Raw genomic sequence first — 24669 nt, 5'->3', positions numbered from 1 at the left:
GAGAACGCTTGAGGTGACGGTCATTTGTCCTGCGCCAAGGTCGCCCACAGACCGGCGCCCTGCAGCTTGAGGACGTCGGCCTCCATGGCGTCACGCGTCCCGACGGACACCGTCGCCCTGCCCTTCTGGTGTACATCGAGCATCAGCGCCTCCGCCTTCGGCCGAGGGTGCCCGAGCATCTTCTGGAAGACGTAGGTGACGTAGGACATCAGGTTGACCGGGTCGTTCCAGACGATCGTCACCCAGGGCGTGTCCGGGCTCGTCACGTCCGAGGGGTCGGTCGTTTTCTGGGTCGTGGGTGCACTGCTGGTCACCCGTCAAGTGTGGCACGAACGGCCTCCACGGTCCCGCCCGAACACCGGAGCCCTCTTCGAGAGAAGCTGCACAGCGGCACAATCGGCCCCACTAGGGTTCAGGCATGAGCGCGACTACTGCCTTGCTGACCGACCAGTACGAGCTGACGATGCTGCAGGCGGCGATCGCCGACGGAAGTGCGAACCGACGCTGCACGTTCGAGGTCTTCGCCCGGCGATTGCCCAATGGTCGGCGCTACGGAGTGGTGGCCGGTACCGAGCGGGTGTTGGAGGCGGTCGCCGACTTCCGGTTCGACGACGCTGCCATCGCGCACCTCTCCCCGATCCTGGACCAGCGAACACTGGAACACCTCGCGTCCTGGACGTTCGACGGTGACATCGACGGCTACCCCGAGGGTCAGCTGTACTTCCCCAACTCCCCGGTCCTTTCGGTCACCGGCAGCTTCGCCTCCGCGGTGATCCTGGAAACCGTCGTGCTGTCGATTCTCAACCACGACTGCGCCATCGCCTCGGCCGCTTCCCGGATGGCGTCAGCCGCCGCGGGCCGGACCTTGATCGAGATGGGATCGCGGCGGACGCACGAGGAGGCGGCCGTCGCCGCCGCCCGGTCCGCCTACATCGCCGGTTTCGCCGCGACGTCCAATCTCGCTGCGGGCCAACGGTTCGGCATCCCGACCACCGGTACCGCCGCGCACGCCTTCACTTTGCTGCACGACACCGAGGCCGCCGCCTTCGCCGCCCAGGTCGCCGCTCTCGGGGTGGGCACCACCCTGCTGGTCGACACCTACGACATCACCAAGGGCATCGCCACCGCGATCGAGGTGGTCGGGACGGAACTGGGCGCCGTGCGGATCGACTCGGGTGATCTCGGGGTGCTCGCACGGGCGGCCCGCGACCAGCTGGATGCTCTCGGCGCGACCAAGACCAAGGTGGTGCTCTCGGGCGACCTGGACGAGTACGCGATCGCCTCGCTCCGTGCCGAGCCGGTGGACGTCTACGGCGTCGGCACCTCGTTGGTCACCGGGTCCGGTGCCCCGACAGCCGGCATGGTCTACAAGATGGTCGAGGTCGACGGCCGGCCGGTTGCCAAGCGCAGCGAGAACAAGCAGTCCAATGGAGGCGCCAAGGGTGCACTGCGCCGACACCGCTCCACGGGAACCGCGACCGAGGAACTGATCTACCAGCTCTCCGGGCCGGCCCCAGAGGCCGAGCCCGGTGACATCGCCCTGCAGGTTTCGCTGATGCGTGCGGGCAAGCGGGTCGACGGGCCCGCCACGCTGGCCGACGCACGCCGACTTCTTGCCGGTGCGCTGGTCAGCCTGCCGTGGGAGGGCCTGAAACTTTCCAAGGGCGATCCGGCGATTCCGACCACGATCCTGGACCCCAGCCTGCACTGACCGTGCTCGAACCTCGAGAACTGCCATACCCCGAGACGACCTGACGGAGTTTCTGATGACCGCACCGACCACCTTCGACGCGACCACCGCCCTGGTGGTCGTCGACATGCAGCACGACTTCGCCGACCCGACCGGCTCGCTGTACGTCAGTGGAGGCGAGGAGATCCTGCCGGGCATCGTCGAGCAGATCGAGGGCACGCTGGCCGCCGGCGGGTTGGTCGTCTACACCCAGGACTGGCACCCCGAGCACACGCCGCACTTCCAGATCGACGGCGGGCTGTGGCCCGTTCACTGCGTGATCGACACACCCGGGGCGGCGCTGGTACCCGGGCTCCCGGTGGGCGGACCGATCGTGAAGAAGGGCTCCGGCCCCGAGGACAGCTACTCCGGGTTCTCCGTGCTGAACCTGGAAACCGGGGCCACCACCGGTACCGAGCTGTCCACGATCCTGGACGAGAACGGCATCATGGCGATCACCGTCGTCGGTCTGGCCGGTGACTGGTGCGTCAAGGCGACGGCCATCGACGGTGTGTCGCTGGGCTACCGCACCACCGTGCCGCTGTCCTTCACCCGTTTCGTGGAGCTGCAGCCCGGCGACACCGAGGCCGCCGTCGCGGCGATGAAGGCGGCCGGCGTCCTCGTCACTGCCTGACGGGGCACCGCCCCGGTTCGCTCGTCCAGTTCGCCTACGAAAGAATGTCCCGATGCGCTGCGCTCCCGAACGTGTCCACGCCATCGTCGACGAAGAACTGATCGGGCAGCCCGAACACCTGCGGGAGACATTCGCCATCCGGCTCGACCGGTGGTGGCCGGACCTGATCGACGGTCTGGGTGCGATCTACTCCCCCGACGAGGTCACCGCGCTGGAAGACCGGCTCGCCCGGCTCACGGCGCGTGCGTTCGCCGAGCGGGACCCGGAACTGCGCCGGCTGGACGCCGAGCGCACCGTGAACCCGGACTGGTTCCAGTCGCCGGAGATGCTGGGGTACGCGGCCTACGCCGACCGGTTCGGCGGCACCTTGAAGGGCGTCCAGGAGAAGATCCCCTACCTGGAGGAGCTCGGCGTCACCTACCTGCATCTGATGCCGCTGCTGCGCCCGCGTCCGGGTGACAGCGACGGCGGTTATGCCGTGGCCGACTACCGCACCGTCCGCGATGATCTCGGCACCGTCGCCGATCTCACCGAGCTCGCCACCGCACTCCGCCACCAGGGCATCAGCCTGGTGCTCGACCTGGTACTGAATCACGTGGCGCGGGAACATGCATGGGCCCAGAAGGCGCGCGCCGGCGATCGAAAATACCAGGAGTACTTCTATGCGTTCGGCGATCGCGAGATGCCCGACGCCTACGAGCGCACTCTCCCCGAGGTGTTCCCGGCCTTCGCGCCGGGCAACTTCACATATGACGACGAGCTGCGCGCCTGGGTCTGGACCACCTTCAACTCCTGGCAGTGGGACGTGCGGTGGACCAATCCGGATGTTTTCCACGAGTACGCCGACATCGTGCTGTTCCTGGCCAACACCGGCGTCCAGGTACTCCGGCTCGACGCCATTGCCTTCATGTTCAAGCGGCTGGGGACCAACTCGCAGAATCAGCCGGAGGTGCACTCGATCACCCAGGCGCTCCGGGCGGTGGCCCGGATCGCTTGCCCCGCAGTAAGTTTCAAGGCCGAGGCAATCGTCGGCCCGAACGATCTGGTGCACTACCTTGGTCAGGGCGCTCACTACGGCAAGGTCAGCGACATCGCTTACCACAACACGCTCATGGTGCAGATCTGGTCGATGCTGGCGGCGCGTGACGTCCGGCTCGCCGCCCATGCCCTGCGCGCTCTGCCCCCGGCGCCGGCGAGTACCGCGTGGGTGACCTACCTGCGCTGCCACGACGACATCGGCTGGGCCATCGACGATGCCGACGCCGCCGCGGTCGGTGTGTCCGGCCCGGGGCACCGCTCGTTCCTGTCCGACTACTACTCCGGAGCGTTCCCGGGCTCACCGGCCAGAGGCCTGGTATTCCAGTACAACCCGGAGACCGGGGATCGCCGGATCAGCGGAATGGCCGCCAGCCTCGCCGGTCTGGAATCAGCGCTGGAATCGGGTGATGCCAGTGCTGTCGACCCGGTGATCGGCCGGCTCTTCGTGGCGTACGCCATGGTGCTGGGCTGGGGCGGGATACCGGTCGTCTGGATGGGCGATGAACTTGCCCTGACCAACGATCCGCAGTGGGCGCTGGAACCGGGACACGAACCCGACAACCGCTGGGCCCACCGGCCGCGGATGCCCTGGGACATAGCATCTCTCCGCGGTGAGGACGAGACCGTCACCGGACGGATGTTCGGAGTGCTGACGAACCTCATCGGCAGGCGTGCCCACCTGCCGCACCTGCACGCCTCGGTGGCAGCCGAGATCCCGGCGCTCGCCGACCCTGGCATCCTGCCGGTGCTGCGTCGACACCCGCTCGGTCCGCTGCTCGAGCTCTTCAACGTGACCGATGGGTGGCGTCCATGGCCGGGATCAAGGCTCGACGAGCTCGGACTCCGCGGCGGTACCGATCGCATCTCCGGGCAGCACGTGTATCCCGGCGAGGACGGGAACCTCTGGCTCGCACCGTATTCCGCTCTGTGGATCGTCGCCGACTGAGAGGTCAGCGTTCGGCCGTGGCCACCGATCCGGTGGTGGTTGGACCGAACCGGTCCGGCGAGGAGCCGACCATTCAGCGCGCCTGCTACCAGTCGGCCCGGGCGATGACGGTGACCGTACCGGGAGCGACCTCGGTGAAGCCCGCGTCCCGGACCGCGAGCAGGTGTTGCCCCGTCCAGGCCGACCCGTCCTCCGCGACGGCGCCGATCAGATCGGCCCACTGGGCCGAGGTGGCCCTGCGGACCGAGGCGGAAAGACCGTTCGACGCCCAACGTTCCAGCCGATCCTGGTCCATCGCCAGCAGAGCTGCGGCGATCATCCCGGCGTGACCGGTCTGGGCCATGGCCTTCCCGAGGGTCATCACCGGCTCTGGCGGCAGCCAGATCTCGAGGCAGATGCCGGCGGGCTGCCCGACCGGCAGATCGGGCTCCACGTCAGTGCCGCCGACCTGCAATTTGCTCACCCGCTTGTCGAGTTCCCGCACCCTGCCAGGCACCAGAGCCCTGACCTGGGTGATCCCCTCCGCGAAGGTGACGCCCGGCAGATCAGCGGTCGCCTCCCACTGAGCTCCCCTTGCCCGCCGGGTGACCTTGCGGATGTGTCCCGCGCAGTAGTCACGGACCGCCTCGTACCACTCGCCCTCGGGCTCGGCGCGAGGGTCGAGACACACTGCGGCACTGGCGGTGGCTGCCAGGGCGAGGGCCGTGTGCCACGACGGCGGCTCATCGCGTTCCATCCGCAGGATCAGCTGCAGGGCCCTGATGTCCTCGGCGGCCTCGTCTCGGTCCAGGAGCACCTCGTCCCGGTCGAGCCCGAGCCAATAGGCGTACCGCGCCCGCAGCGGCGCCAGCACTTCTCCGGTCACTCCGAATACTCCCGGTCCGCGCCGGCGTCAGGCAAGGGGTACGCGGCCGGCGTCGCGGCCGTCGGAGGCATCGGCCTCTTCGACCTCCTCGCGGGTGATGCCGAGGATGAACAGCACCGGGTCCAGGAACGGCTGGTTCAGGGCGGTGTCGGCGGCGTCCGCGACGATCGGCTTGGCGTTGAACGCGATCCCCAGCCCCGCCGTCGTCAGCATGTCGATGTCGTTCGCTCCGTCTCCCACGGCTACCGTCTGGTCCAGCGGCACCCCGGACTCTGCCGCGAAGCGCGCCAATGCCCTGGCCTTGCCGGCCCGGTCGACGATCTCGCCCTCGACCCGTCCGGTCAGCCGCCCGCCGACCACCTCCAGGGTGTTGGCGGCCACGAAGTCGAGCTCCAGCTCGTCGACGAGATGCCGTGCTACCTGGGTGAATCCGCCGGAAACGATCCCGCACTTGTAGCCGAGGCGCTTCAAGGTGCGGATCGTCGTCCGGGCGCCAGGAGTCAGTTCCAGCGACCGACCCACCTCGTCGAGCACGGCAGCATCGAGACCGGCCAGCATGGCCACCCTCTCGCGCAGAGAGGCTGCGAAATCCAGCTCACCACGCATGGCCGCGGCCGTGATCTCCTCGACCCGATCCCGCGTGCCGGTGTGGTCGGCGAGCATCTCGATGACCTCACCGGTGATCAGGGTGGAGTCGACGTCGAACACGATCAGCCGCTTCGCCCGGCGTGCGAGACCGGCCCGCTGGACGGCGATGTCGACGCCCGCCTTTGATGCAACGGTAGCGACCACAGCTCGTAGTTGATCGTCGTCGGCGGCGGTGACGGACAACTCGAGCCCGGTCACCGGGTAGTCGGCGATGCGGGTGATGGTCTCGATGTTGACACCGACCTCGCCGAACGTCCGGGCGAGCGCGCCGATCGCCTTGGCCTGCAACGGCCGCCCCAGCACCACGACCGTGTGCGTGGCCTTGCGTCGATCGGTGTCGCCGACGCGGTCGATCGAGACGTCGACCGTCATCCGCAGTGAGTGCATGGCCTGCTCGACGTGCTCCTGCAGCGACTCCGGATCACCGGGGGTGGCCACCAGCACGCCCAGGGTGAGCGCGCCGCGGATCACCACCTGGTCCACGTCGAGGATGTCGACGCGATGGGCCGAGAGTGCGGCGAACAACACGCCGGTCACACCCGGTTTGTCGGGTCCGCTGACGGTGATCAGCACGGAGGCCATCAGATGTGATCCTTCGATCCAAGCCTCGATACAGGCACCGAGAGAACGGGAGTGGGCTCGCCGAGCATAGACAGCACGAAGCCCGCGCTACGCAGTGCGCGGCGCGGGCCTCGGGCGGAAGAGGTGGGGATCAGCTCTTCGGGATGCTGAGGTGCTCGCTGGACTCGAGTTCCTGCAGCGGTTCCCAGTTGCGGTTCGGGTGGGCTTCCGTCCGCATCCGCTCGATCATGTGCGGGTGGTGCAGCTCGAATGCGGGACGCTCGGACCGGATCCGTGGCAACGACGTGAAGTTGTGCCGTGGCGGCGGGGAGCTGGTGGCCCACTCGAGCGAGTTGCCGTAGCCCCACGGGTCGTCCGCCGTCGTGACCTCGCCATAGCGCAGCGACCGGAAGACGTTCCAGATGAACGGCAGGGTCGACGCACCGAGGATGAAGGCACCGATGGTGGAGATGGTGTTCAGCGTGGTGAAGCCATCCGACGGCAGGTAGTCCGGGTACCGACGCGGCATGCCCATGTTGCCCAGCCAGTGCTGGACCAGGAACGTCAGGTGGAAGCCGAAGAAGGTCGTCCAGAAGTGGAACTTCCCGAGACCTTCGTCCAGGAACCGCCCGGTCATCTTCGGGAACCAGAAGTAGATGCCCGCAAAGGTGGCGAACACGATGGTGCCGAACAGCACGTAGTGGAAGTGGGCCACCACGAAGTACGAGTCGGAGACGTGGAAGTCCAGTGCCGGCGAGGCGAGGATGACGCCCGTCAGACCACCGAACAGGAAGGTGACCAGGAACCCGCAGGCGAAGAGCATGGGTGTCTCGAAGGTGATCTGTCCCTTCCACATAGTGCCGATCCAGTTGAAGAACTTCAGTCCGGTCGGTACCGCGATGAGGAACGTCATGAACGAGAAGAACGGGAGCAGCACGGCTCCGGTCGCGAACATGTGGTGCGCCCAGACCGCCACCGACAGCGCGGCGATCGACAAAGTGGCATAGATCAACCCTCGATAGCCGAACAGGGGTTTTCGGGAGAAGACAGGGAACACCTCGGAGACGATGCCGAAGAACGGCAACGCGATGATGTAGACCTCCGGATGCCCGAAGAACCAGAACAGATGCTGGAACAGGATCGCCCCGCCGTTGGCCGGGTCGAAGACATGGGAGCCGAAGTGTCTATCGGCCGCCAATCCGAACAACGCCGCAGTGAGGACCGGGAACGCGATCAGGATCAGGATCGAGGTGACCAGGATGTTCCAGGTGAAGATGGGCAGCCGCCACATCGTCATGCCGGGGGCGCGCAGGCAGACCACCGTGGTGATCATGTTGACGCCACCGAGGATGGTGCCGAGGCCGGAGACGGCCAGGCCCATGATCCACAGGTCGCCACCGGCACCCGGGGAGTTCACCGAGTTCGACAGCGGGGTGTAGGCGGTCCAACCGAAGGCCGCAGCGCCACCCGGGGTGAAGAACCCGGACACCGCGATGGTCGAACCGAACAGGTACAGCCAGTAGGAGAAGGAGTTCAGCCGCGGGAACGCGACGTCCGGTGCACCGATCTGCAGCGGAAGCACGAAGTTTGCAAAGCCGAACACGATGGCCGTCGCATAGAACAGCAGCATGATCGTTCCATGCATTGTGAACAGCTGGTTGTACTGCTCGTTCGACAGGAACTGCATGCCGGGACGAGCGAGTTCGGCCCGCATGATCAGGGCCATCACACCGCCGACCATGAAGAAGAAGAACGCCGTGCAGATGTACATCTTGCCGAGCGTCTTCGGGTCCGTGGTCTTCAGATATCCCAGTAGGGCAACTCCGGGTCGGAGTTTGTTCACCGGGTACGCCCGGGTCACTACGGGGCGTGGGGCTACGGCTGTCACGGGCGGTCCTCCAGCAGTTCGGCGCACTGGCATCGCAGCCCAGGATGGCAGGACGGCGACCTCTACGAGCTTAGTCCGACAAAGCGTAGAAGACGATGCCGGGCGGTCGAAGTCGATGGAAAACAGCTACGCAATTCGTCCTGACGACGCACATGGCTCGCCCTTCGGCGCGCGTTCCCGCCGGACCACCCGTTCTAACGGATCCGGCGGTGCGTCGGGAAACACCTGACGGACCTCAGCGACCGGCCGCGTACGCCTGGGTGCCGCGTGGATCGGCCCCGGCCCGCAGCCACCCGGAGCGCGGATCACGCCCCACCGCACACACCCGGCCGAGCGTCCAGCCGCCCGAGACGAGAACACCGTGCCCGCGGCGTTCCAACCCGGAGATCACCTCGGCCGAGCATCGATCCTCCATCACCACCTGACCTGGGTAGCTCTCCCGCGGATAGAAGGAGCTCGGGAAATGGGTGCTGTGCATCGAGGGACCGTCGATCGCCTGCTGGACGTCCAGCTGCGGCGGACCCACCAGTAGCCGCAGCAGGAAGCCGAGCTGCCACTGGTCCTGCTGATCGCCGCCGGGGGTCCCGAACGCCAGCTCCACGGCACCGTTCCGGCCGGCCATCGAGGGCGACAGGGTGGTGCGGGGGCGGCGGCCCGGGACGAGCGAACTCGGCAGACCCGGTTCCAGTGCCATCATCTGGAGCCTGGTGCCGAGACCGAATCCCAACTTCGGGATGACGGGCGAGGACTGCAGCCAGCCGCCACTGGGGGTGGCAGCAACCGAACCTCCCCACCGATCGACCACGTCGATGTGACAGGTGTCACCGCGGGTGCTGCCGTCACGGGCGACCGTCGGCTCGCCGATGCCGGCCTGGACCTCGATGTCCGCCGCACCTTCCACACCGATCACCCGACCGATCGCCCGCGCGAGCCGCGGGGTCCGGCCGTCCGGGCTGCCCGGCCGCAGGTCCATCGAAGCGGTCGCGCCGATCAAGGCCGCGCGGGCCGTCGTGTACCCGTCCGACAGCAGCTCGACGACCGGCACCTCCTGCGAGTCGCCGTACCAGGCCTCGCGGTCGGCGAAGGACAGCTTGGTCGCCTCGATCACCAGGTGGGCCAGCTCGGTCGGGTCCGTGACACTCGGCCCTGGCCGGATGCCCAGCTCTTCCAGCAGTCGAAGCTGTTGCAGCAGAACAGGGCCCTGACCCCAGGCGGCAGACTTGTAGACGGTCCAGTCGCCGAACGAAGCGGAGACCGGCGTCTCGTAGGACGGTGTCCAGCCGGCCAGGTCCGCGCCGGTGATCACCCCGGCGTGCCGCTCGCCGGACGAATCCCGGCGGGGCTCCCGGGCGAACTCGTCGATCGCTCCGGCCACGAACCCGCCCGACCATTCCGCGAGCGCCGCATCGATCTTCGCTTCCCGGGTGCCCGCTCCCCCGCCGGCGGCGAGGAGCCGGCGGTAGGTGGCGGCAAGCGTCGGGTTGGCCAGGATGCTGCCGGCCACCGGGACGTCGCCGCCCGGCAGGTAGACCGCGGCGGAGCTGGTCCAGTCGTCGCGGAACAGGTCGGCGACTCCGGCGATGGTCCGGCTGATCGACGGCATCACCGGGACCCCGCGTTCGGCGTACCCGATGGCGTAGCCGAGCAGCTCGTCCAGCTGCTTCGTCCCGCGGTCGCGCAGCAAGGTCAGCCAGGCCGCCGTCGAACCGGGGATCGCCGCAGCCAGATGACCGGAGCCGGGCACCAGGTCGAGGCCCAGATCGGTGTAGTGATCGGCCTTCGCGGCGGCTGGTGCAGGGCCTTGCCCGCAGAGGACGTCCGGCGGTCCGTTGGGGCCGGCCACCAGGAGCGTCATGTCCCCGCCGGGTCCGTTGAGGTGCGGCTCGGCCACCTGCAGGGTGAAGCCGGCGGCTACCGCGGCGTCCACCGCGTTGCCGCCGGATTCCAGCACCGCCATGCCCACCGCCGTCGCGAGGTAGTGGGTGGTGGCCACCATGCCGAAGGTGCCGCGGATCTCTGGTCGGGTATTCACGACGCCCAACCTATGCGCGTGCCTCGCGGCGATGCAGAAGCAACCCTCCGGACGAAGCAGAAGGCGTCGTTCCGGACGAAGCACAAGCGTCATTCCGGACGAAGCAGAAGGCGTCGTTCCGGACGAAGCAGAAGGCGTCGTTCCGGACGAAGCAGAAAGGGCCCGCAGGTCGAATTCCTCGACCTGCGGGCCCCGCTCACGGTGGAGCTGAGGGGACTCGAACCCCTGACCCCCACACTGCCAGTGTGGTGCGCTACCAGCTGCGCCACAGCCCCGTGAAGCCGCTCGACAACACTATCAAGAGGGGCCCAGCAGCTCCTAATCGCTTGGCAGCATTCGCATTCACGCAGAGACTGGCCGCCGTCCCTCTGCTACCGGTCGCAGCCTCGGCGTGTCGTTCGCGACAGGCCAGGCTCGCCCCGTCCGACAGCATCAAGCGGAGAGCATAAGTCCCGGTTGTGTCCAAATAGTCCGATTTATGCTCTCCGCTACTCGCACAGTTTGCGCGAGTGTGGTCGCGTGGCTCCCGCGCAACTCGCGCAATGCCGGGCGGGGGCTGGTAGGAGCGAGCGAGGCGGGCAACGACGGGCCGTGAGGGGCTGGGGTCGAACGCGTGACCAGCTGTCAGGGAACGAGATGAGCCTGTCGTGGTCACCGCCGCCAGACCCGCACACCCACCACAGCCGAACCCGGGCACTCACCCCAGCGAACCCGGGCCCGGGCGCTCACCGTCGTCAGACCCGGGCACCCACCGCCGAGGCCGGGCACCCACCACCGAGACCCGGGCACTCAGGCAAGGAGGTTGGTCAGCCAGTCCGTGGTGTTGAGGTTGAGCAGCGCACCGTCCCTGACCACGGCCGGCGTCGCCACGGCCTGGCCGGCGGGGGTGGCCTTGGTGAGCGAGGCCAGCCCCGCCTCGGCCGTCGTCTTGGCCTGTTCGATGTTCGCGCCGGACTTGATGCAGGTGGCGGCCGACGCCGGCGCTCCGGCTTTCGTCGCGATGTCCGCGATCTGCACGTTGGACAGGTCCGCCGAGCCGTTCTCCGCCGGTTGGATGCCAGAGGTGAACATCGTCTTGTGGAAATTGAGGAACAGCCCGGTGGAGGCCGCGGCCGGGGTGGCCGCCACGCACTGCAGGGCCGCAGCGGCCCTGGTCGAGTAGTCACCTGACGAGGAGGCCTTGTTCAAGAAGTTGAGGAAGTGGTAGTGCACGGTCAGCTTGCCCTCGTCGACGGCCTTCATGATCTGCTGCCCGTACTGAGCCTCGAAGGCCTGGCACGCCGGGCACAGTCCGTCCTCGTACAGGTCCAGCACGAGGGCCGGGGGCGACCCGCCGCCCCCGTTGACCGTGACGATCCCACCCGCCGCACTCGAGGTGGAGTTCACCGAGGTCGGATGGTCGGTGACCGGCGACGCATTGGCCTTCTTGTTCAGCACCAGTCCGATGATCACGACGACCGCGATCAGCGTCACCGCAACGATTCCGATGTACATCTGAGTGCGGTTCGACCTGGCGTTGGTCTGCCGGGCCGCGGCCACGCTCTGCCGGGTACCGGGGGCCGGTTGGATCCGTCGGTCGACAACCGGCTTTCGGACGCGCTCAGGTTTCCCCGACCGGGCAGGGTTCCCCAGCCCGTCAGGCTTCCCCGACGCGTCAGGCTTCCCCGACCCGTCCTCGGGACCCTTGCCGGCATTTCCCTTTGCCACTGAACTCCTACTCGTCGACGTCACGCCTGTCCGGCGACCGATCGCCCCGAGGGTAGAGCCCGCAGATGAGGAAAACTTGTGGCCGGGCTGGCCGGTGGCTCGCGTCCGAGAGGTCAGGTGCATGCCTCGGAGTGGTCAGGCGCCCGGCAGGACGGGCCAGCCGGCCGCTTCCAGATGTTCGCGGACGCGGTTGATGTCCGACTCGGACGGCATCTCGTCGGTGACCTTCGTGATGAGCACCCCGATGTCGGAGGCCCCCACCGGTGCGTGTCCCGATTCGACGATCTCCCGCGCGATCCAGACCGTTTCGTCGTCGCTGAGACGACGCCGGAGCAGGGCGAGCAGCGGGATGTAGTCCTTCGCCGGCACCCCCTGCGGATACCCCGCGCGGAGCCAGCCCAGGATCGACGTCAACAGCGCCGGCCGTTCCATCGAGGTCTTGACCTGGACCGAAGGCGAACGGTCCAATGCTCCGGCGAGCGGCCATCCTGCGGCGGCGAGGCGTGCGGCGACCAGCGCCACGTCCTCGTCGGTCGGATCCTCGTTGGCGACCTTCTCGATCGCGGCCATCACGTCGGCCCGATCGGCAGTCACCCCGCCGTTGCTCGTCAGGTACTCGACGATCTGATCCAGTTCGGCATCATCGAGTCGCCTGCGGAGCAACGCGATCAGGGGGAAGTAGTCCTTCGGCGGCACACCTTCCGGGTAGCCCTTGCGCAGCCAGTGGAGGACGGAGGAAATCAAGCCGCCCTTTTCTGCCGAGACGTCCGCGGCCATCAGGACAGACCGAACTTCGCCAGGAAGGCCTTCGTGGAGGCCAGCACCACGATGGCGGCGACGACCACCAACGCCACGACGACGAAGGAGACGGCCGCGATGGCGCGCCCGGCCGGTTCGGGTGCGGCGGTGGTGCCGTCAGGTCCGACGGTTCCGGCCGAGGCGCGGATCCCGAAGGCGAAGAGGGCGGGCAGGCCGGCGCCGAGCACGAGGCCGACGAGCAGGACCTTCCAGATGGGGCTGATGGACGTGAGGATTGTCGACATGGTGTTGGGCCCTCTCAGACCGAGGCGGAGGTGCGGTCGGCAGTCGGATCGGACTGAGGCGCTACGGCGGAGTCGTCCCACTCGGCGTTGACGTTGTCGGCGTGCACCGGAGCCTTGCGGGACTTCAGGTAGATCATCGACGCGACGACGACCAGGATGGCGAAGACCACCAGGATGCCGATCAGCCCGTCGGCCGGCCCCTTGAGCAGATCAGCGATGTACCAGCAGATCGCGCCGACGATGGCGGCGATCGGCAGGGTGATCAGCCAGCCGGCGGCCATCCGTCCGGCCACGTTCCAACGGACCTTGGCGCTCTTCTTGCCGACGCCCGTCCCCAGGATCGACCCGGTGGCGACGTGGGTGGTGGATAGCGCAAGTCCGAGGTGCGAGGACGTGAGAATGACGGCGGCAGAGGCGGATTCGGCCGCCATGCCCTGCGGGGACGAGATCTCGACCAGACCCTTGCCCAGGGTGCGGATCACCCGCCAGCCACCGATGTAGGTACCCAGGGCGATGGCGACGGCACAGGAGATCTTGACCCAGATCGGGATGTCGCCACTCTCGTCGAGCGAGCCGTGGGCGACCAGCGCCAGGAAGATGACGCCCATCGTCTTCTGCGCGTCACCGGTGCCGTGGGCCAGCGAAACCAAGGATGCAGAGCCGATCTGCCCCCACCGAAAACCCTTCTCGCGGGCCTTCTCCGGGGTGCGGTTGGTGATGCGGAACACCAGCCAGGTACCCACCGCGGCGATGATCAGGGCGACGATCGGCGACAGGATCGCCGGGATCACGATGCTGGAGAGCACCAGCGTCCAGTCGACGCCGCTGGAGAAGCCGAGGCCGGCGACGGCCGCGCCGATCAGGCCGCCGAAGAGAGCGTGGGAGGAGCTGGACGGCAGGCCCAGCAGCCAGGTCGCCAGGTTCCAGATGATGCCCCCGACCAGGCCTGCGAAGACGATCGTGATCAGCAGGTGGTGCCCACCGGCGGCGTTGAAGAACGGGAGCGGCTCGCCGGCATGGTGGATGACCTTGCCGGCGGCGTCCTTCACGTCCTTCGTGTACTGGATCTTGACCACCTTGGCGACGGTCTTCGCCACCTCGACGGAGAGGAACGCGCCGACCAGGTTCAGCACTCCCGACAGGGCCACCGCAACCTTCGGCCTGAGGGCGCCGGTGGCGATGGAGGTGGCCATGGCGTTTCCGGTGTCGTGGAAACCGTTGGTGAAATCAAACGCGAGTGCGGTCCCGACGACCAGCACCAAGATGATGAGCTCTGTCATGAGGCGAATCATCATGGGGCCGGGACACCATGTCCAACCGACCAAAGCCCGTTTTACCTGTTCAGAGCCAATGTTCGGCCAAGGGTCATCTGTTGTTCACCCGGGCGAAGGAACTATTTCGTCAGGCCTGGGCGACGACGTCCACCACGGCGACGGCGCCTGCCTGCTGCTGCCCGGTCGACTGGTTGGTGGAGGCGGCGATGAGCACCAGTACCCGGCTGCCGATCGGAATGCCGACGAGGCCCTTGAGAGCGCCGGTGGCGTCAACGGTGATCTGCTGCAGGCCGGTGCTCGCGGGATTGGCGGTAGCGGCCGCCGCGCCGGTCTTCGGCCAGGTGGACTGCGTCTGGGTCTGGGTCCAGTCGGTGACGACCAGCTGAGCGAGGACACCACCGGCCTTCAGCTTCGCGCCGGTGCCCTTGGCCAGCAGGTAGACGCTGTTGGTGGTCGGCTCGACCAGACCCTTCGGGATGGTGATCTTCGGTTCCTTGCCCGGGGCGCCGGTCACGGTGGGAACGCCCTTCGGGGCGGGCTGGACGACCGCGTCGGCCTGGCCGGTGGTGGTGAGTGCGATCCGGGACACCACATCGACGACGAAGACGATGGTGTCGGTGCCTTTGATGCCGGCCGAGCTACTGCCCGCGGATCCGTACCCGTCGGCCGGCGGCAGGCTCAGCAGTACACGTGAGCCGACCTTGACCCCGACCAGCGCGACGTCCCAGCCCGGGACGACCTTGCCCTCGCCGATCTGGAAGGTGCTGGTGGCCTTGCGGTCGTACGAGTTGTCGAAGACCTTGCCGTTCCAGATCTGGCCCAGGTAGTTGGTGACCAGGTAGTCGCCCTTGACCGTGGTCGCACCGGTGCCCTCGGTCAGGATCGTGCGCTGCAGGCTGGGCGGCGGAGTGGTCTTCGGGTAGGTGAGAGCCGGCTTATCGCCGAACTTCCCGGTCGCCGTCGGCAAGGCCGCCGCCGCGACAGCAGGCGCCACCACGGTGGCCGCGGGAACAGCCGGGCCCAAGTTCGCCGCCGGGGTCCCGGACGCTGCGGCGCCCGACGAACTGGCGACGCTCGACGCCGCTCCCGACGCTGCGGTAGCGGTGCCCGAGGTGCTCGCGGCGGTGGACGACGCTCCACAGGCTGCGAGGACGAGGAGCGGGAGGGCGGCGAAGACGGCCCGGATGCGCATGGAGAATCCCTTTTGTTTGACGTGGTTCAACGCTGTCGATCACTCGACACGGCGTGTCCGTCCGTGGTCAGGGTCGCCCGTCGAAGGACTCCCCGATTCCGGGCCGGCTTGGACACCCTACGCAATCCAGCTGTTCACCCGTTGTGAATGTGCCGGCCGACGCACAGGGCGGTGGCGCTCACCACGCCGGTGGGCCGCTGTGCCCGCAGGTCCGGATGAGTGCCCGGTGGCCCTACTCTGAGGACGTGGCAGGTACCCCGCGCGTCTTCGTCGCCCAGCTGGCCGGGCTTCCCGTGTTCGGCCCCGGCGGCGAATCCATCGGCAAGGTCAAGGACATCGTCGCGGCGCTGCGGCTCGACCGAAAACCCCCGCGGGTACTCGGTATCGTCGTCGAACTGCCGACCAGACGCCCGATCTTCGTCCCGATGTTGCGGGTCACCTCGCTGGAGTCCCATGCGATCGCCCTGTCCACCGGTTCGGTGAGTCTTCGCCGGTTCGAGCAGCGACGCACCGAGGTGCTGGTGATCTCGCAGTTGATCGACAAGAAGGTGCGGGTCGCGACGACCGCCTCGGCAGCCACCGTCGTCGATGCGGCAATGGAACGCACGAGGACCCGCGACTGGGTGGTGACCCGGCTGGCGCTGCGCGAGCGTACCGGGTTGCTCACGCGCCGTTCCCCGGTCCAGGTCTTGGCCTGGACGGACGTCCGCGGCACCGACCTGACCGACCTGTCGGACAACACAACCCTTGGCACGCAACAACTGCTGGCCTCGTTCGAGGGTATCCGCGCGGCCGACGCTGCGACCGTGCTGCGCGATCTGCCGCTGGCCCGTCGTTACGAGGTCGCCGACGCTCTCGACGACGATCGGCTGGCCGACGTCATCGAGGAGTTGCCCGAGGAGGACCAGAAGGATCTGCTGGCGCACCTGGACGAGGCCCGGGCGGCCGACATCCTCGAGGCGATGGATCCGGACGACGCCGCGGACCTCCTGGCCGAGCTGCCGTCCGGCATGCAGGAGCGCTTGCTCGAGCTGATGGAGCCGGAGGAGTCGGCACCGGTGCGCCGGCTGCTGCAGTACTCCTTCGACACCGCCGGCGGCCTGATGACGCCGGAGCCGATCGTGCTCACCCCGGACGCCACCATCGCCGAGGCCCTCGCCCGCGTCCGCTCCCCCGACCTGACGCCCGCGCTCGCGTCGATGGTCTTCGTCTGCCGACCGCCGCAGGCCACCCCGACGGGGCGGTACATCGGGTCCGTCCATCTGCAGCGGTTGCTGCGGGAGCCGCCGTTCGACCTGGTGGCCGGGCACATCGACAAGGAGATGGCGCGGATGTCGGCGGATGCGAGTCTGGCCGAGGTCACCCGCTTCTTCGCGGCGTACAACCTGGTGTGCGCTCCGGTCGTGGACGACGAGGAGCATCTGCTCGGGGCCGTCACCGTGGACGACGTCCTCGACCACCTGCTGCCGGACAACTGGCGTGAACTGGGTCTGGGTGACATGCCCGCCCGATCGCGTACCTCCGCACGACTGAAGGGAGCGGGCCGTGCCTGAAACTCGTACTGGTCGTCGACTCGATCAACCGCGCAGCAATCGGCGATTCGCCTTCGACATCGATCCGGAAGCGTTCGGCCGGTTCTCCGAGCGCCTGGCCCGACTTCTGGGAACGGGAAAGTTCCTGTTCTGGCAGACGTTGCTGGTCATCATCTGGATCTCGGCCAACGTCGTCGCAGGCGTCAACGGCATCTGGGACAAGTACCCCTTCATCCTGCTGAATCTGGCCTTCTCCACGCAGGCCGCCTACGCCGCGCCGCTGATCCTGCTCGCGCAGAACCGTCAGGACGACCGGGACCGGATCTCGCTCGACGAGGACCGTGCCCGCGCGTCCCAGACCAAGGCCGACACCGAGTACCTGGCAAGGGAACTCGCGGCGCTGCGCATCGCCATCGGTGAGATCGCCACCCGCGACTACCTCCGCGGTGAGCTCGAGCGCCTACGAGTGGATCTGGACGGGTTGACACCGCCGAAACCCAAGCGGGACAAGCCTTCCGGCAAAGCCAAGAGCTCTCCGACCGGCGCACCGAACAGCGAGCGCGAACGACAGCACAACGAGCGGTCGAGCAGCGACCCCGATCTCGTGAGCTGACTTGGTGCTGAGCTCACATGGTGCTGAGCTGACATGGTGCTGAGCTGACATGGTGCTGAGCTGACATGGTGCTGAGCTGACATGGTGCTGAGCTGACATGGACGAGGAAGCGGTTCGGACGCGAGCCGGTCTCCTGCTGGAATCCGGCCGACCGCGGGAGGCGCTGGTCATCCTGGCCGGCTGGCTCGGCCAGCATCCGGACTCCCCCGCCGCGCTGACCCAGGCCTGCATGGCGCACCGACTGCTCGGCGAAAATGTGGAAGCCGTCGAGATTGCCCGACGGGCTGCCCGCCTCGTCCCTGACGACGACACGGTCATGTTGGTGCTGGCCGACGCTCTGCTGGGGGCGGGCCGGACCAGGGAGGCGGACGCGATCGCCGTCAACCTGGTGCGGCGACATCCGGATGACCCAGGGACACATCAGCTGGCGGCAAGGGCTGCGCTGCGGCTCGGGCTGGCAGGTGAGATCCGGGCTCTGCTGCATGCCCGTCGCACCGTCCAACTCGCTCCGAACGACCCGCTGTCCCACGTACTGCTCGCCAGGGTGTTGGGCTGGCAGGGCCGGGTGATCGGCAGCCGGCAGGCCGCCGTCCGGGCCCGGAAGCTGGCGCCGGTGGACACGAGCGTCAGGCGGTCGTTGGCCGCCGTCGACCTCGAGGGATTCCAGCCGGCGGCCGCGGCCGAAGGATTCAGCGTGGTGTTGCGTGACTCGCCGGGCGATCGAATGACCGTCAGGCTGCTCGCATCGTCGCTCATCCGGGCTGCCATGCTCGCTGCACTCGCCCTGTTCGCACTGCTGCTGAACGGCGGCGCGATCGCCCTGGTGGTCGAGTCCAGCCGGAGAGGCTACGACCCGGAGGCACCTGCCGACCTGGCCGCGTCGGCCTCCGTCGCACTACGCGTGGCTGCCGCGCTGGCGGTCGTCTGCACAGCCGTCCTCTGGGGCCGGGGCATCCGGAACCGGCGACACCTTCTCGGCCGTTGGGTACGCCTGTCCGCACGGTCCGTCAGCGCGGTGCTCACCTATCTGTTGTTGATCGCTGCCGTCGTCTGCGTGGTGATGCTGGCCGCCGGTGGCCCCGCCGGCCTGTATCCCGGCGCGATCGGCGCCACCCTGCTGACGATGACCGTGGGCGCCATCGGTCGTGCCGTCGTCCGGCGGTCGCGATAGCACCGCCGGCCCGCTGGCCGCCTGCCCGTCACGTGGCAGCATGATCGCTCGTGCCGAAGATCCTGCTGCTGACCGCTGAGACACTGCCCCACGACGACTTCGAAACGGCGTTGGTGGCTGACGCACTCGCCGAGCTCGGAGTGCATTCGGAGATCGTGGCCTGGTCCTCGACGTCGCTCCCGCCGGGCGATCTGGCCGTCATCCGGACGACCTGGGACTACACGACGCGACTCGAGGAGTTCCTCTCGGTCCTCGGCGGGCTGGCCCACCTGTCCAATCCGCTCGACGTCGTCCGGTGGAATTACCACAAGGGGTACCTGGCGCTGCTGGCCGACGCGGGTGTGCCGGTGGTTCCCACGGTGGTCGTGGTCGCGGCCGACTTCGAGCCGGCATCGGCACTACCGGACTTCGGCACGCCGGAGATCATCATCAAACCCACCGTCTCGGCCGGTGGGTTCGGTGTGGGGCGATTCCTGTCCCGCTCGCCCGAGGCGGCCGAATATCTCGCCGGCATCCTGACGACGAAAGACGCGCTGGTGCAGCCTTTTCAGCCGGACGTCAGTGCAGGTGAGCGGTCGCTGATCTGGCTCGGCGGCGCCCACTCGCACGCGGTGGTGAAGACCCCGGCCGCCGGGGACTTCCGTGTGCAGGAGCGATACGGCGGCGTCATCGCGTCCCACATTGCCTCGCCGGCCGAGCTGGCGGTGGCCGACGCCGCACTGGCCGCGGTCCCCGGCGGCGCGGAGGCGCTGAGCTACGCACGGATCGACCTGGTGGGCCCGGCGGATCAGCCATTGGTGATGGAGCTGGAGCTGATCGAGCCCGAGCTCTTCCTGCACCGCGCCCCCGGCTCCGCCGCCCGTTTCGCCGCCGTCCTGGCCGGACTGGTGTAGTCGCGGACACACCGAAGGCCCCACCCAGATCGGGTAGGGCCTTCGCTGCGGACCACATCACTGTGGAGGTGGCGGGAATCGAACCCGCGTCCAACGTTGTGTTGTGAGGGCTTCTCCGGGCGCAGCCTGCGTTGTCTCTACTTGGCCCCACCAGTCATGCAAACGTGCTGGTGTGACAGGCCCAGTCGCTGTTTGATGTCCTTCACATGATCCCGCGACCGGACCGTGAAGTAATCCTCCTTAACGGCGCCAGTATCCGGGTCGGAGGAACACCCGGACTGACGGAGTCGCTACTCGCTCAGGCGGCGAGGGCGAACTCGCGCTGACTGTTGTCGGCGCTTGATTTTTTTGCAACGGATGGTTAACGAGATCATCGTTGCCTTCCTCGGCCCGCTTCACCTCACTCGACAGCCGCTGTCGAGACCAATCACCCCCATGCCCGAAAGCAATCCCGGGGAGACAAGCAACGTCAGCTTACCTGGTCCGGCGGCTCGGTGTCGCTGCCATACCCCGGTGACTCATCCGCGTCTTTCAGTCCGCGGTGCAGGCTGGCTGGCCAGGGACCAGGGCGCCGATACTCAGGCCGAAGACTGTGCCCGCGTCGGTCCAGCGCGAGTAGACGTTCCGCTGTCCGAGAGTCTCGAGGACCGCTACCGCGTCGTCCCCGTTCACCTCCCCGCACCGATTGCTGCCCAGTGTGCGGACCAGCACCTCCTGGAGCGACACTTTGCCCGGCCAGACCAGGGCCGCCCCCTCAGATGCAACGGTCGGGGTGACGGCGACGATCTTCAACCGCGTCGGCGTCCAGGGGGCCGCGTTCGCAAAGGGCTTGCTCAGGGCGGCGATCAGCGCCGTCAGTCGTGCGCGGTTTTCCTTTCCTGACGTCACATACTGATCCCCGATACCGAGGGCGTAGGCCGAGATCGTCAGCGGCGGGCGGCCTTCCGGCTGATAGGTGACAGTGGTCGTCCCCTGATCGGTGATGGTCGGATCGCCCATGTCCAGGATCGCCAACTGCTGGAGTTCGGACTTCGCCCAGACCAGCACGCAGGATGGAACGTAGCCGAGTCGCATCTCCGCGAGGGGTTTGGTGGCCTCCCCGATCCCCTGCGACGCGAGGCCGCTCCCGTCGAGGTAGACCGCCAGGGCGAGCGGCTCGGTGGCCCGGTTGGCGATCCAGGAGTTGGCGCCCTGGGTGACGGTGATCATCGGCTCGCGAGTCGGCGTCGTGAGCTTGTTCGGTGTTTCCTGGCATGTCGGCGGGCCGGCATCGGTGGAGATCGGCGTCGTCGAGATGGGACCGTCGGTGACCGTGCTGCCGCTCGGGATGCTGGTTCGAGTCGACGTGCCGCCGGACGTGGGCAGGTCCGAGGTGGTCGACGGGGCCGTCGTGGCGATCCCGCCGGTCGAGCCACAAGCGCTTGCCAATGCAAGGACGCCGACCATCGTGGCTGTTGCAAGCCCGTGCGCAAACGTTCGGATCAAGATGTTCATGCCCGTCAGACGGGTGCGGGGGTGCTTTCGTTGCACGTCAGCCCGTGTTGTGGTGCCTGCACTACCACCGGGCGCGCCCGCATCCGGCCGCACATACCGAATGGACCGAAAAGCCGTGTTTTGGCGACGAAATGGGCCGAAACGTATGCGCCGGGCAGAACTGTATGCGCCGAGTACGGGGGCGAGGGTCAGGTCATGCCCTTGGCGCGGCGGCCGGCGTACTTGGCGAGCTCGCGGTCGGAGTCGCGCTTGGCGAGGGTCTGCCGCTTGTCGTACTCCTTCTTGCCGCGGCCGAGAGCGATCTCGACCTTCACCTTGCCGCCGGAGAAATACATCGACAGCGGGATCAGTGCGACACCGCCTTCGCGGAGCTTCTGCATCAGCTTGTCGATCTCGGATCGGTGCAGCAGCAGCTTGCGGGCCCGCCGCGGCGCGTGGTTCGTCCACGTGCCCTCGGCGTACTCGGCGATGTGGACGTTGCGGAGCCACACTTCGTCGTCGGAGACGGTGGCGAACCCGTCGATCAGCGACGCCCGACCTGCTCGCAGCGACTTCACCTCCGTGCCCGTGAGGGAGATCCCGGCCTCGTAGGTGTCGATGATCGCGTAGTCGTGTCGCGCTTTGCGGTTGGATGCGATGAGCGACCGGCCCATGTTGCGGGCTTCGGTGGCTCGATCGGCCTTCTTCTTCTCTGTTGCCATGACCAGTCAAGGTTAGCCGCCTGCAGCGGGCGGTGGCACGCGACTAAATCGCGACACCGGACAGCCGTGGGAGTGCAGCTAGATCCGGACGTACAACCGCAGGGTCACGTAGGCAGACACCGCGGCGAGCCCGGCGCCCGTCAGCAGCAACCACGGCGACACCGCAACCAGGTCGGCAGCGCTCAGCGGCGCGAGCACCCCGGAGTTGATCACCGAGCCGAGGAGTTTGTCGACGAAGGTCACCTTCGCGACGATGAGCAGTCCGATGGACAACACGGCTCCGATGACGCCGGCCACCACCGCCTCGATCATGAACGGGAGCTGGGTCCGCCATCGGGACGCTCCGACCAGCCTCATGATCGCTGTCTCCGTGCGTCTGGTGTACGCCGCGATCTGCACCATGTTGGAGATCAGCAGCAACGCCGCGAACGCCTGGATCAACGCCACGATGATCGCGATGTTCCGGACGCTGTTGAGCAGCCCGAACAGCTTGTTGAGGAAGTCGCTCTGGTCGTTCACCTGCTCGACCCCGGGCAGACCGGTGAACTCCTGCGCGATCACCTTGAACCGCTGGGGGTCCTGCAACTTCACGTGGAAAGAGGCCGGCAACGCGTCCTGCTGCACGATGGCGAGCATCTCGGGCTGGCCGGCGAACCGCGTCTTGTACTCGTTGAACGCATCCGCCTGCGTCTGGTAGGTGGAGAGCTCGACCTCGGCGTTCTTCTGCAGAGCGGTCTGGATGGCCTGGCAGACGGCGTCGCGGCAGTCCGGATCCTTGCTCGACTGGTCGGTGGTCAGGTAGATGATGACCTCGACCTTGTCGCCGTAGAGCACCTGCGTGGCCTGGGTCAGACGGGCGACGATCAGTCCGCCACCGAGCAGGCCCAGCGAGATCGCGGTGGTCAAGATCATCGCGATGGTCATGGTGATGTTCCGGCGCAGCCCCGTCAGGACCTCGCTGAATACATATCCGGCTCGCATTTGTTCCTCTCACACCTGTTGGTCATCAGCTGATGACCACGGCCACCGCGCACAGATTCGTTTGGTCGGTACTGCAGTTCGGTAGTGCCTGTCGGTACAGCTATCTCGCGGCGGGCCGACTCAGCGGCCGACTCCGTAGACGCCGCGGGACTCGTCCCGGACGACCTTGCCCAACTGCAGTTCGATGACGCGCCGACGCATGGAATCGACGATGTTGTTGTCGTGGGTGGCCATCAGCACCGTGGTGCCGGTGCGGTTGATCCGCTCCAACAACAGCATGATGTCGGCGCTGGTGTCCGGATCGAGGTTGCCGGTCGGTTCGTCCGCCAACAGCAGAAGCGGACGGTTTACGAACGCCCGGGCGATGGCGACCCGCTGCTGCTCACCGCCGGAGAGCTCGTGCGGCAGACGCCGCGACTTGCCCTCCAACCCGACGAGTTCGAGCACCTCGGGGACGATCTTCTTGATCGCCGCACGGGGGCGCCCGATCACCTCGAGGGCAAACCCGACGTTCTGCTCGACGGTCTTGTTCGTCAGCAGACGGAAGTCCTGGAACACGCAGCCGAGCCGTCGGCGGTGCGCCGGCACCTTCGAACGGCGCAGCTTCACCAGGTCCTTGCCGGCCACCTCGATCTGCCCGCTGGTCGGCGTGTCCTCGCGGAGCACCAGCCGCAGGAAGGTCGACTTCCCCGAGCCCGACGGACCGATGACGAAGACGAACTCACCCTTGTCGACGTCGATCGTGACGTCTTCCAGAGCGGGGCGCGTGGAAGTTTTGTAGCTCTTCGAGACATGAGACAGGTGGATCACGTCTGTGACTCTACTTCCGGAAGCCGTTATCTTCGTGTGACCTCGCCGTGGCGGGCAACGACTTCCAGCTCGCCTTCAGCGCGCCAGACGGTCTTTCACACGCTCGTGCAGCAGTCCGTTGGTGGCCAGTGCGCTGACTGTCGACTGCCCGAACTCGGCCCCGTCGACGTCGGTGAACCGGCCACCGGCCTCCCGGACGACCGGCACCAGCGCGGCCATGTCCCAGAGGCTGAGCTCCGGTTCGCAGGCGATGTCCGCAGCCCCCTCCGCGACCAACACGTAGGGCAGGAAGTCACCGTAACCTCGGGTCCGCCAGCAGTCGGACAGCAGCTCGACGAACTGCGGGCCGCGTCCGTCGTCGTACCATTCGCCCAGTTCAGCGTAGGTGAGCGAGGCATCGGAGATCTCGCCGACACCCGAGACCCGGCAGGGTTTCACGGCCCCACCGGCGAATTGGGTGAACGCTCCCCCGCCGGTACCTGCCCACCAGCGGCGGCTCATCGCGGGGGCCGAGACGACCCCGACCACCACGTCAGGACCGTCGAACAGGGCGATCAGCGTGGCCCAGACCGGGACGCCCCTCACGTAGTTCTTCGTGCCGTCGATCGGATCGACCACCCAGCGCCGACCGTCCGAAAGGCCCTTCTCCACACCGCCGAACTCCTCGCCGATGACGACGTCCGCCGGGCGCTCCGCGGCCAGGATCCCCCGGATCGCCGTCTCGACGGCGAGGTCGGCGTCGGACACGGGCGTCAGATCCGGCTTCGCGGTGACCTCCAGATCGGCCGAACCGAAACGCTCGAGGCTGATCACATCGGCCGCATCGGCCAGCCGGAGGGCGAGGGACAGGTCGTCGGCATGCGTAGCGCTCATGGTCTCCAGACGCTAGCGGACGCGCTCGGAATCCCCCGGACGTC

General features: G+C 67.6%; 22 protein-coding genes, 1 tRNA gene and 1 other RNA gene. 7 read left to right on the top strand and 17 right to left on the bottom strand.

The annotated features are described in order from the left end of the window. Positions 1-20: 20 nt before the first annotated feature. A complete protein-coding gene (gene clpS, locus ABIB25_RS05785; RefSeq protein WP_354527459.1) occupies positions 21-314 on the bottom strand; it encodes an ATP-dependent Clp protease adapter ClpS in 294 nt (97 codons plus the stop codon). A gap of 104 nt (positions 315-418) precedes the next feature. Between clpS and ABIB25_RS05780 the strand changes: the two genes are divergently transcribed. From ABIB25_RS05780 to ABIB25_RS05770, 3 genes are read left to right on the top strand one after another with little or no spacing between them, the layout of a single operon-like run. Next, on the top strand, positions 419-1711 hold the full coding sequence (locus tag ABIB25_RS05780; protein WP_354527458.1) for a nicotinate phosphoribosyltransferase: 1293 nt from the start codon (positions 419-421) through the stop codon (positions 1709-1711). Positions 1712-1766: 55 nt separating this feature from the next. Beyond that, positions 1767-2363 carry an isochorismatase family protein gene (locus tag ABIB25_RS05775; protein WP_354527457.1) on the top strand — a complete coding sequence of 199 codons (597 nt, stop codon included), beginning with the start codon at positions 1767-1769 and terminating at the stop codon, positions 2361-2363. Between the two features lie 52 nt (positions 2364-2415). Beyond that, positions 2416-4347, top strand: a complete 1932-nt coding sequence (locus ABIB25_RS05770; RefSeq protein ID WP_354527456.1) for an alpha-amylase family protein — start codon at positions 2416-2418, stop codon at positions 4345-4347. Between the two features lie 85 nt (positions 4348-4432). Here the strand turns inward: ABIB25_RS05770 and ABIB25_RS05765 are convergent, their stop codons facing one another. From ABIB25_RS05765 to ABIB25_RS05720, 10 genes are all read right to left on the bottom strand, one after another. Beyond that, the gene (locus ABIB25_RS05765; protein ID WP_354527455.1) at positions 4433-5212 is read right to left on the bottom strand and encodes a peptidyl-tRNA hydrolase; all 780 of its coding nucleotides are present in this window, start codon (positions 5210-5212) and stop codon (positions 4433-4435) included. A gap of 27 nt (positions 5213-5239) precedes the next feature. Further along, positions 5240-6442: a phosphoserine phosphatase SerB gene (gene serB, locus ABIB25_RS05760; RefSeq protein ID WP_354527454.1), complete on the bottom strand. Its 1203-nt coding sequence runs from the start codon at positions 6440-6442 to the stop codon at positions 5240-5242. Between the two features lie 130 nt (positions 6443-6572). Then, the gene (ctaD, locus tag ABIB25_RS05755) at positions 6573-8309 is read right to left on the bottom strand and encodes an aa3-type cytochrome oxidase subunit I (RefSeq protein WP_354527453.1); all 1737 of its coding nucleotides are present in this window, start codon (positions 8307-8309) and stop codon (positions 6573-6575) included. A gap of 235 nt (positions 8310-8544) precedes the next feature. Continuing rightward, positions 8545-10305 (bottom strand): gamma-glutamyltransferase family protein, encoded by a 1761-nt coding sequence (locus ABIB25_RS05750; protein WP_354527559.1) that lies wholly within the window; start codon positions 10303-10305, stop codon positions 8545-8547. A gap of 238 nt (positions 10306-10543) precedes the next feature. Further along, positions 10544-10616 (bottom strand) — tRNA-Ala (locus ABIB25_RS05745). A gap of 514 nt (positions 10617-11130) precedes the next feature. Further along, positions 11131-11835 carry a DsbA family protein gene (locus ABIB25_RS05740; protein ID WP_354527452.1) on the bottom strand — a complete coding sequence of 235 codons (705 nt, stop codon included), beginning with the start codon at positions 11833-11835 and terminating at the stop codon, positions 11131-11133. A 348-nt stretch (positions 11836-12183) separates the two neighbouring features. After that, positions 12184-12825, bottom strand: coding sequence for a DUF3349 domain-containing protein (locus ABIB25_RS05735; protein WP_354527451.1), 642 nt, complete (start codon positions 12823-12825; stop codon positions 12184-12186). Further along, on the bottom strand, positions 12825-13091 hold the full coding sequence (locus ABIB25_RS05730; RefSeq protein WP_354527450.1) for a hypothetical protein: 267 nt from the start codon (positions 13089-13091) through the stop codon (positions 12825-12827). Before ABIB25_RS05730 ends, ABIB25_RS05735 begins: the two co-directional genes overlap by 1 nt. 14 nt (positions 13092-13105) lie before the next feature. Next, entirely contained in the window at positions 13106-14371 is a 1266-nt protein-coding gene (locus ABIB25_RS05725; protein ID WP_354527449.1) for an inorganic phosphate transporter, read from the bottom strand. Between the two features lie 121 nt (positions 14372-14492). Beyond that, positions 14493-15557, bottom strand: a complete 1065-nt coding sequence (locus tag ABIB25_RS05720; RefSeq protein WP_354527448.1) for an FKBP-type peptidyl-prolyl cis-trans isomerase — start codon at positions 15555-15557, stop codon at positions 14493-14495. Between the two features lie 245 nt (positions 15558-15802). Here ABIB25_RS05720 and ABIB25_RS05715 point away from each other — a divergent pair, with 245 nt between their 5' ends. From ABIB25_RS05715 to ABIB25_RS05700, 4 genes are all read left to right on the top strand, one after another. Further along, entirely contained in the window at positions 15803-17110 is a 1308-nt protein-coding gene (locus ABIB25_RS05715; RefSeq protein WP_354527447.1) for a magnesium transporter MgtE N-terminal domain-containing protein, read from the top strand. Further along, on the top strand, positions 17103-17702 hold the full coding sequence (locus tag ABIB25_RS05710; protein WP_354527446.1) for a DUF1003 domain-containing protein: 600 nt from the start codon (positions 17103-17105) through the stop codon (positions 17700-17702). The genes ABIB25_RS05715 and ABIB25_RS05710 overlap by 8 nt, the downstream gene beginning before the upstream one ends. A gap of 97 nt (positions 17703-17799) precedes the next feature. Then, positions 17800-18873: a tetratricopeptide repeat protein gene (locus ABIB25_RS05705; protein WP_354527445.1), complete on the top strand. Its 1074-nt coding sequence runs from the start codon at positions 17800-17802 to the stop codon at positions 18871-18873. A gap of 50 nt (positions 18874-18923) precedes the next feature. Then, complete coding sequence (locus tag ABIB25_RS05700) at positions 18924-19766, top strand: ATP-grasp domain-containing protein (RefSeq protein WP_354527444.1); 843 nt, start codon at positions 18924-18926, stop codon at positions 19764-19766. A 60-nt stretch (positions 19767-19826) separates the two neighbouring features. Here ABIB25_RS05700 and ssrA read toward each other — a convergent pair. The 6 genes from ssrA to ABIB25_RS05670 form a co-directional block, all read right to left on the bottom strand. After that, positions 19827-20201, bottom strand: a transfer-messenger RNA (tmRNA) gene (ssrA, locus tag ABIB25_RS05695). Positions 20202-20297: 96 nt separating this feature from the next. Then, positions 20298-21260, bottom strand: a complete 963-nt coding sequence (locus tag ABIB25_RS05690) for a hypothetical protein (RefSeq protein ID WP_354527443.1) — start codon at positions 21258-21260, stop codon at positions 20298-20300. 188 nt (positions 21261-21448) lie between these two features. Beyond that, positions 21449-21961, bottom strand: a complete 513-nt coding sequence (smpB, locus tag ABIB25_RS05685) for an SsrA-binding protein SmpB (RefSeq protein ID WP_354527442.1) — start codon at positions 21959-21961, stop codon at positions 21449-21451. A 78-nt stretch (positions 21962-22039) separates the two neighbouring features. After that, the gene (gene ftsX, locus ABIB25_RS05680) at positions 22040-22942 is read right to left on the bottom strand and encodes a permease-like cell division protein FtsX (RefSeq protein WP_354527441.1); all 903 of its coding nucleotides are present in this window, start codon (positions 22940-22942) and stop codon (positions 22040-22042) included. Between the two features lie 120 nt (positions 22943-23062). After that, entirely contained in the window at positions 23063-23752 is a 690-nt protein-coding gene (gene ftsE / locus ABIB25_RS05675) for a cell division ATP-binding protein FtsE (protein ID WP_354527440.1), read from the bottom strand. Positions 23753-23827: 75 nt separating this feature from the next. After that, positions 23828-24625: an inositol monophosphatase family protein gene (locus ABIB25_RS05670; protein WP_354527439.1), complete on the bottom strand. Its 798-nt coding sequence runs from the start codon at positions 24623-24625 to the stop codon at positions 23828-23830. Positions 24626-24669: the final 44 nt, after the last annotated feature.

This window comes from Nakamurella sp. UYEF19 (assembly GCF_040546275.1).
In the GTDB taxonomy this organism is placed as follows: Bacteria; Actinomycetota; Actinomycetes; order Mycobacteriales; family Nakamurellaceae; genus Nakamurella.
Note: the sequence above shows the minus strand (reverse complement) of the source record. Positions and strands in the feature narration are given on the sequence as shown.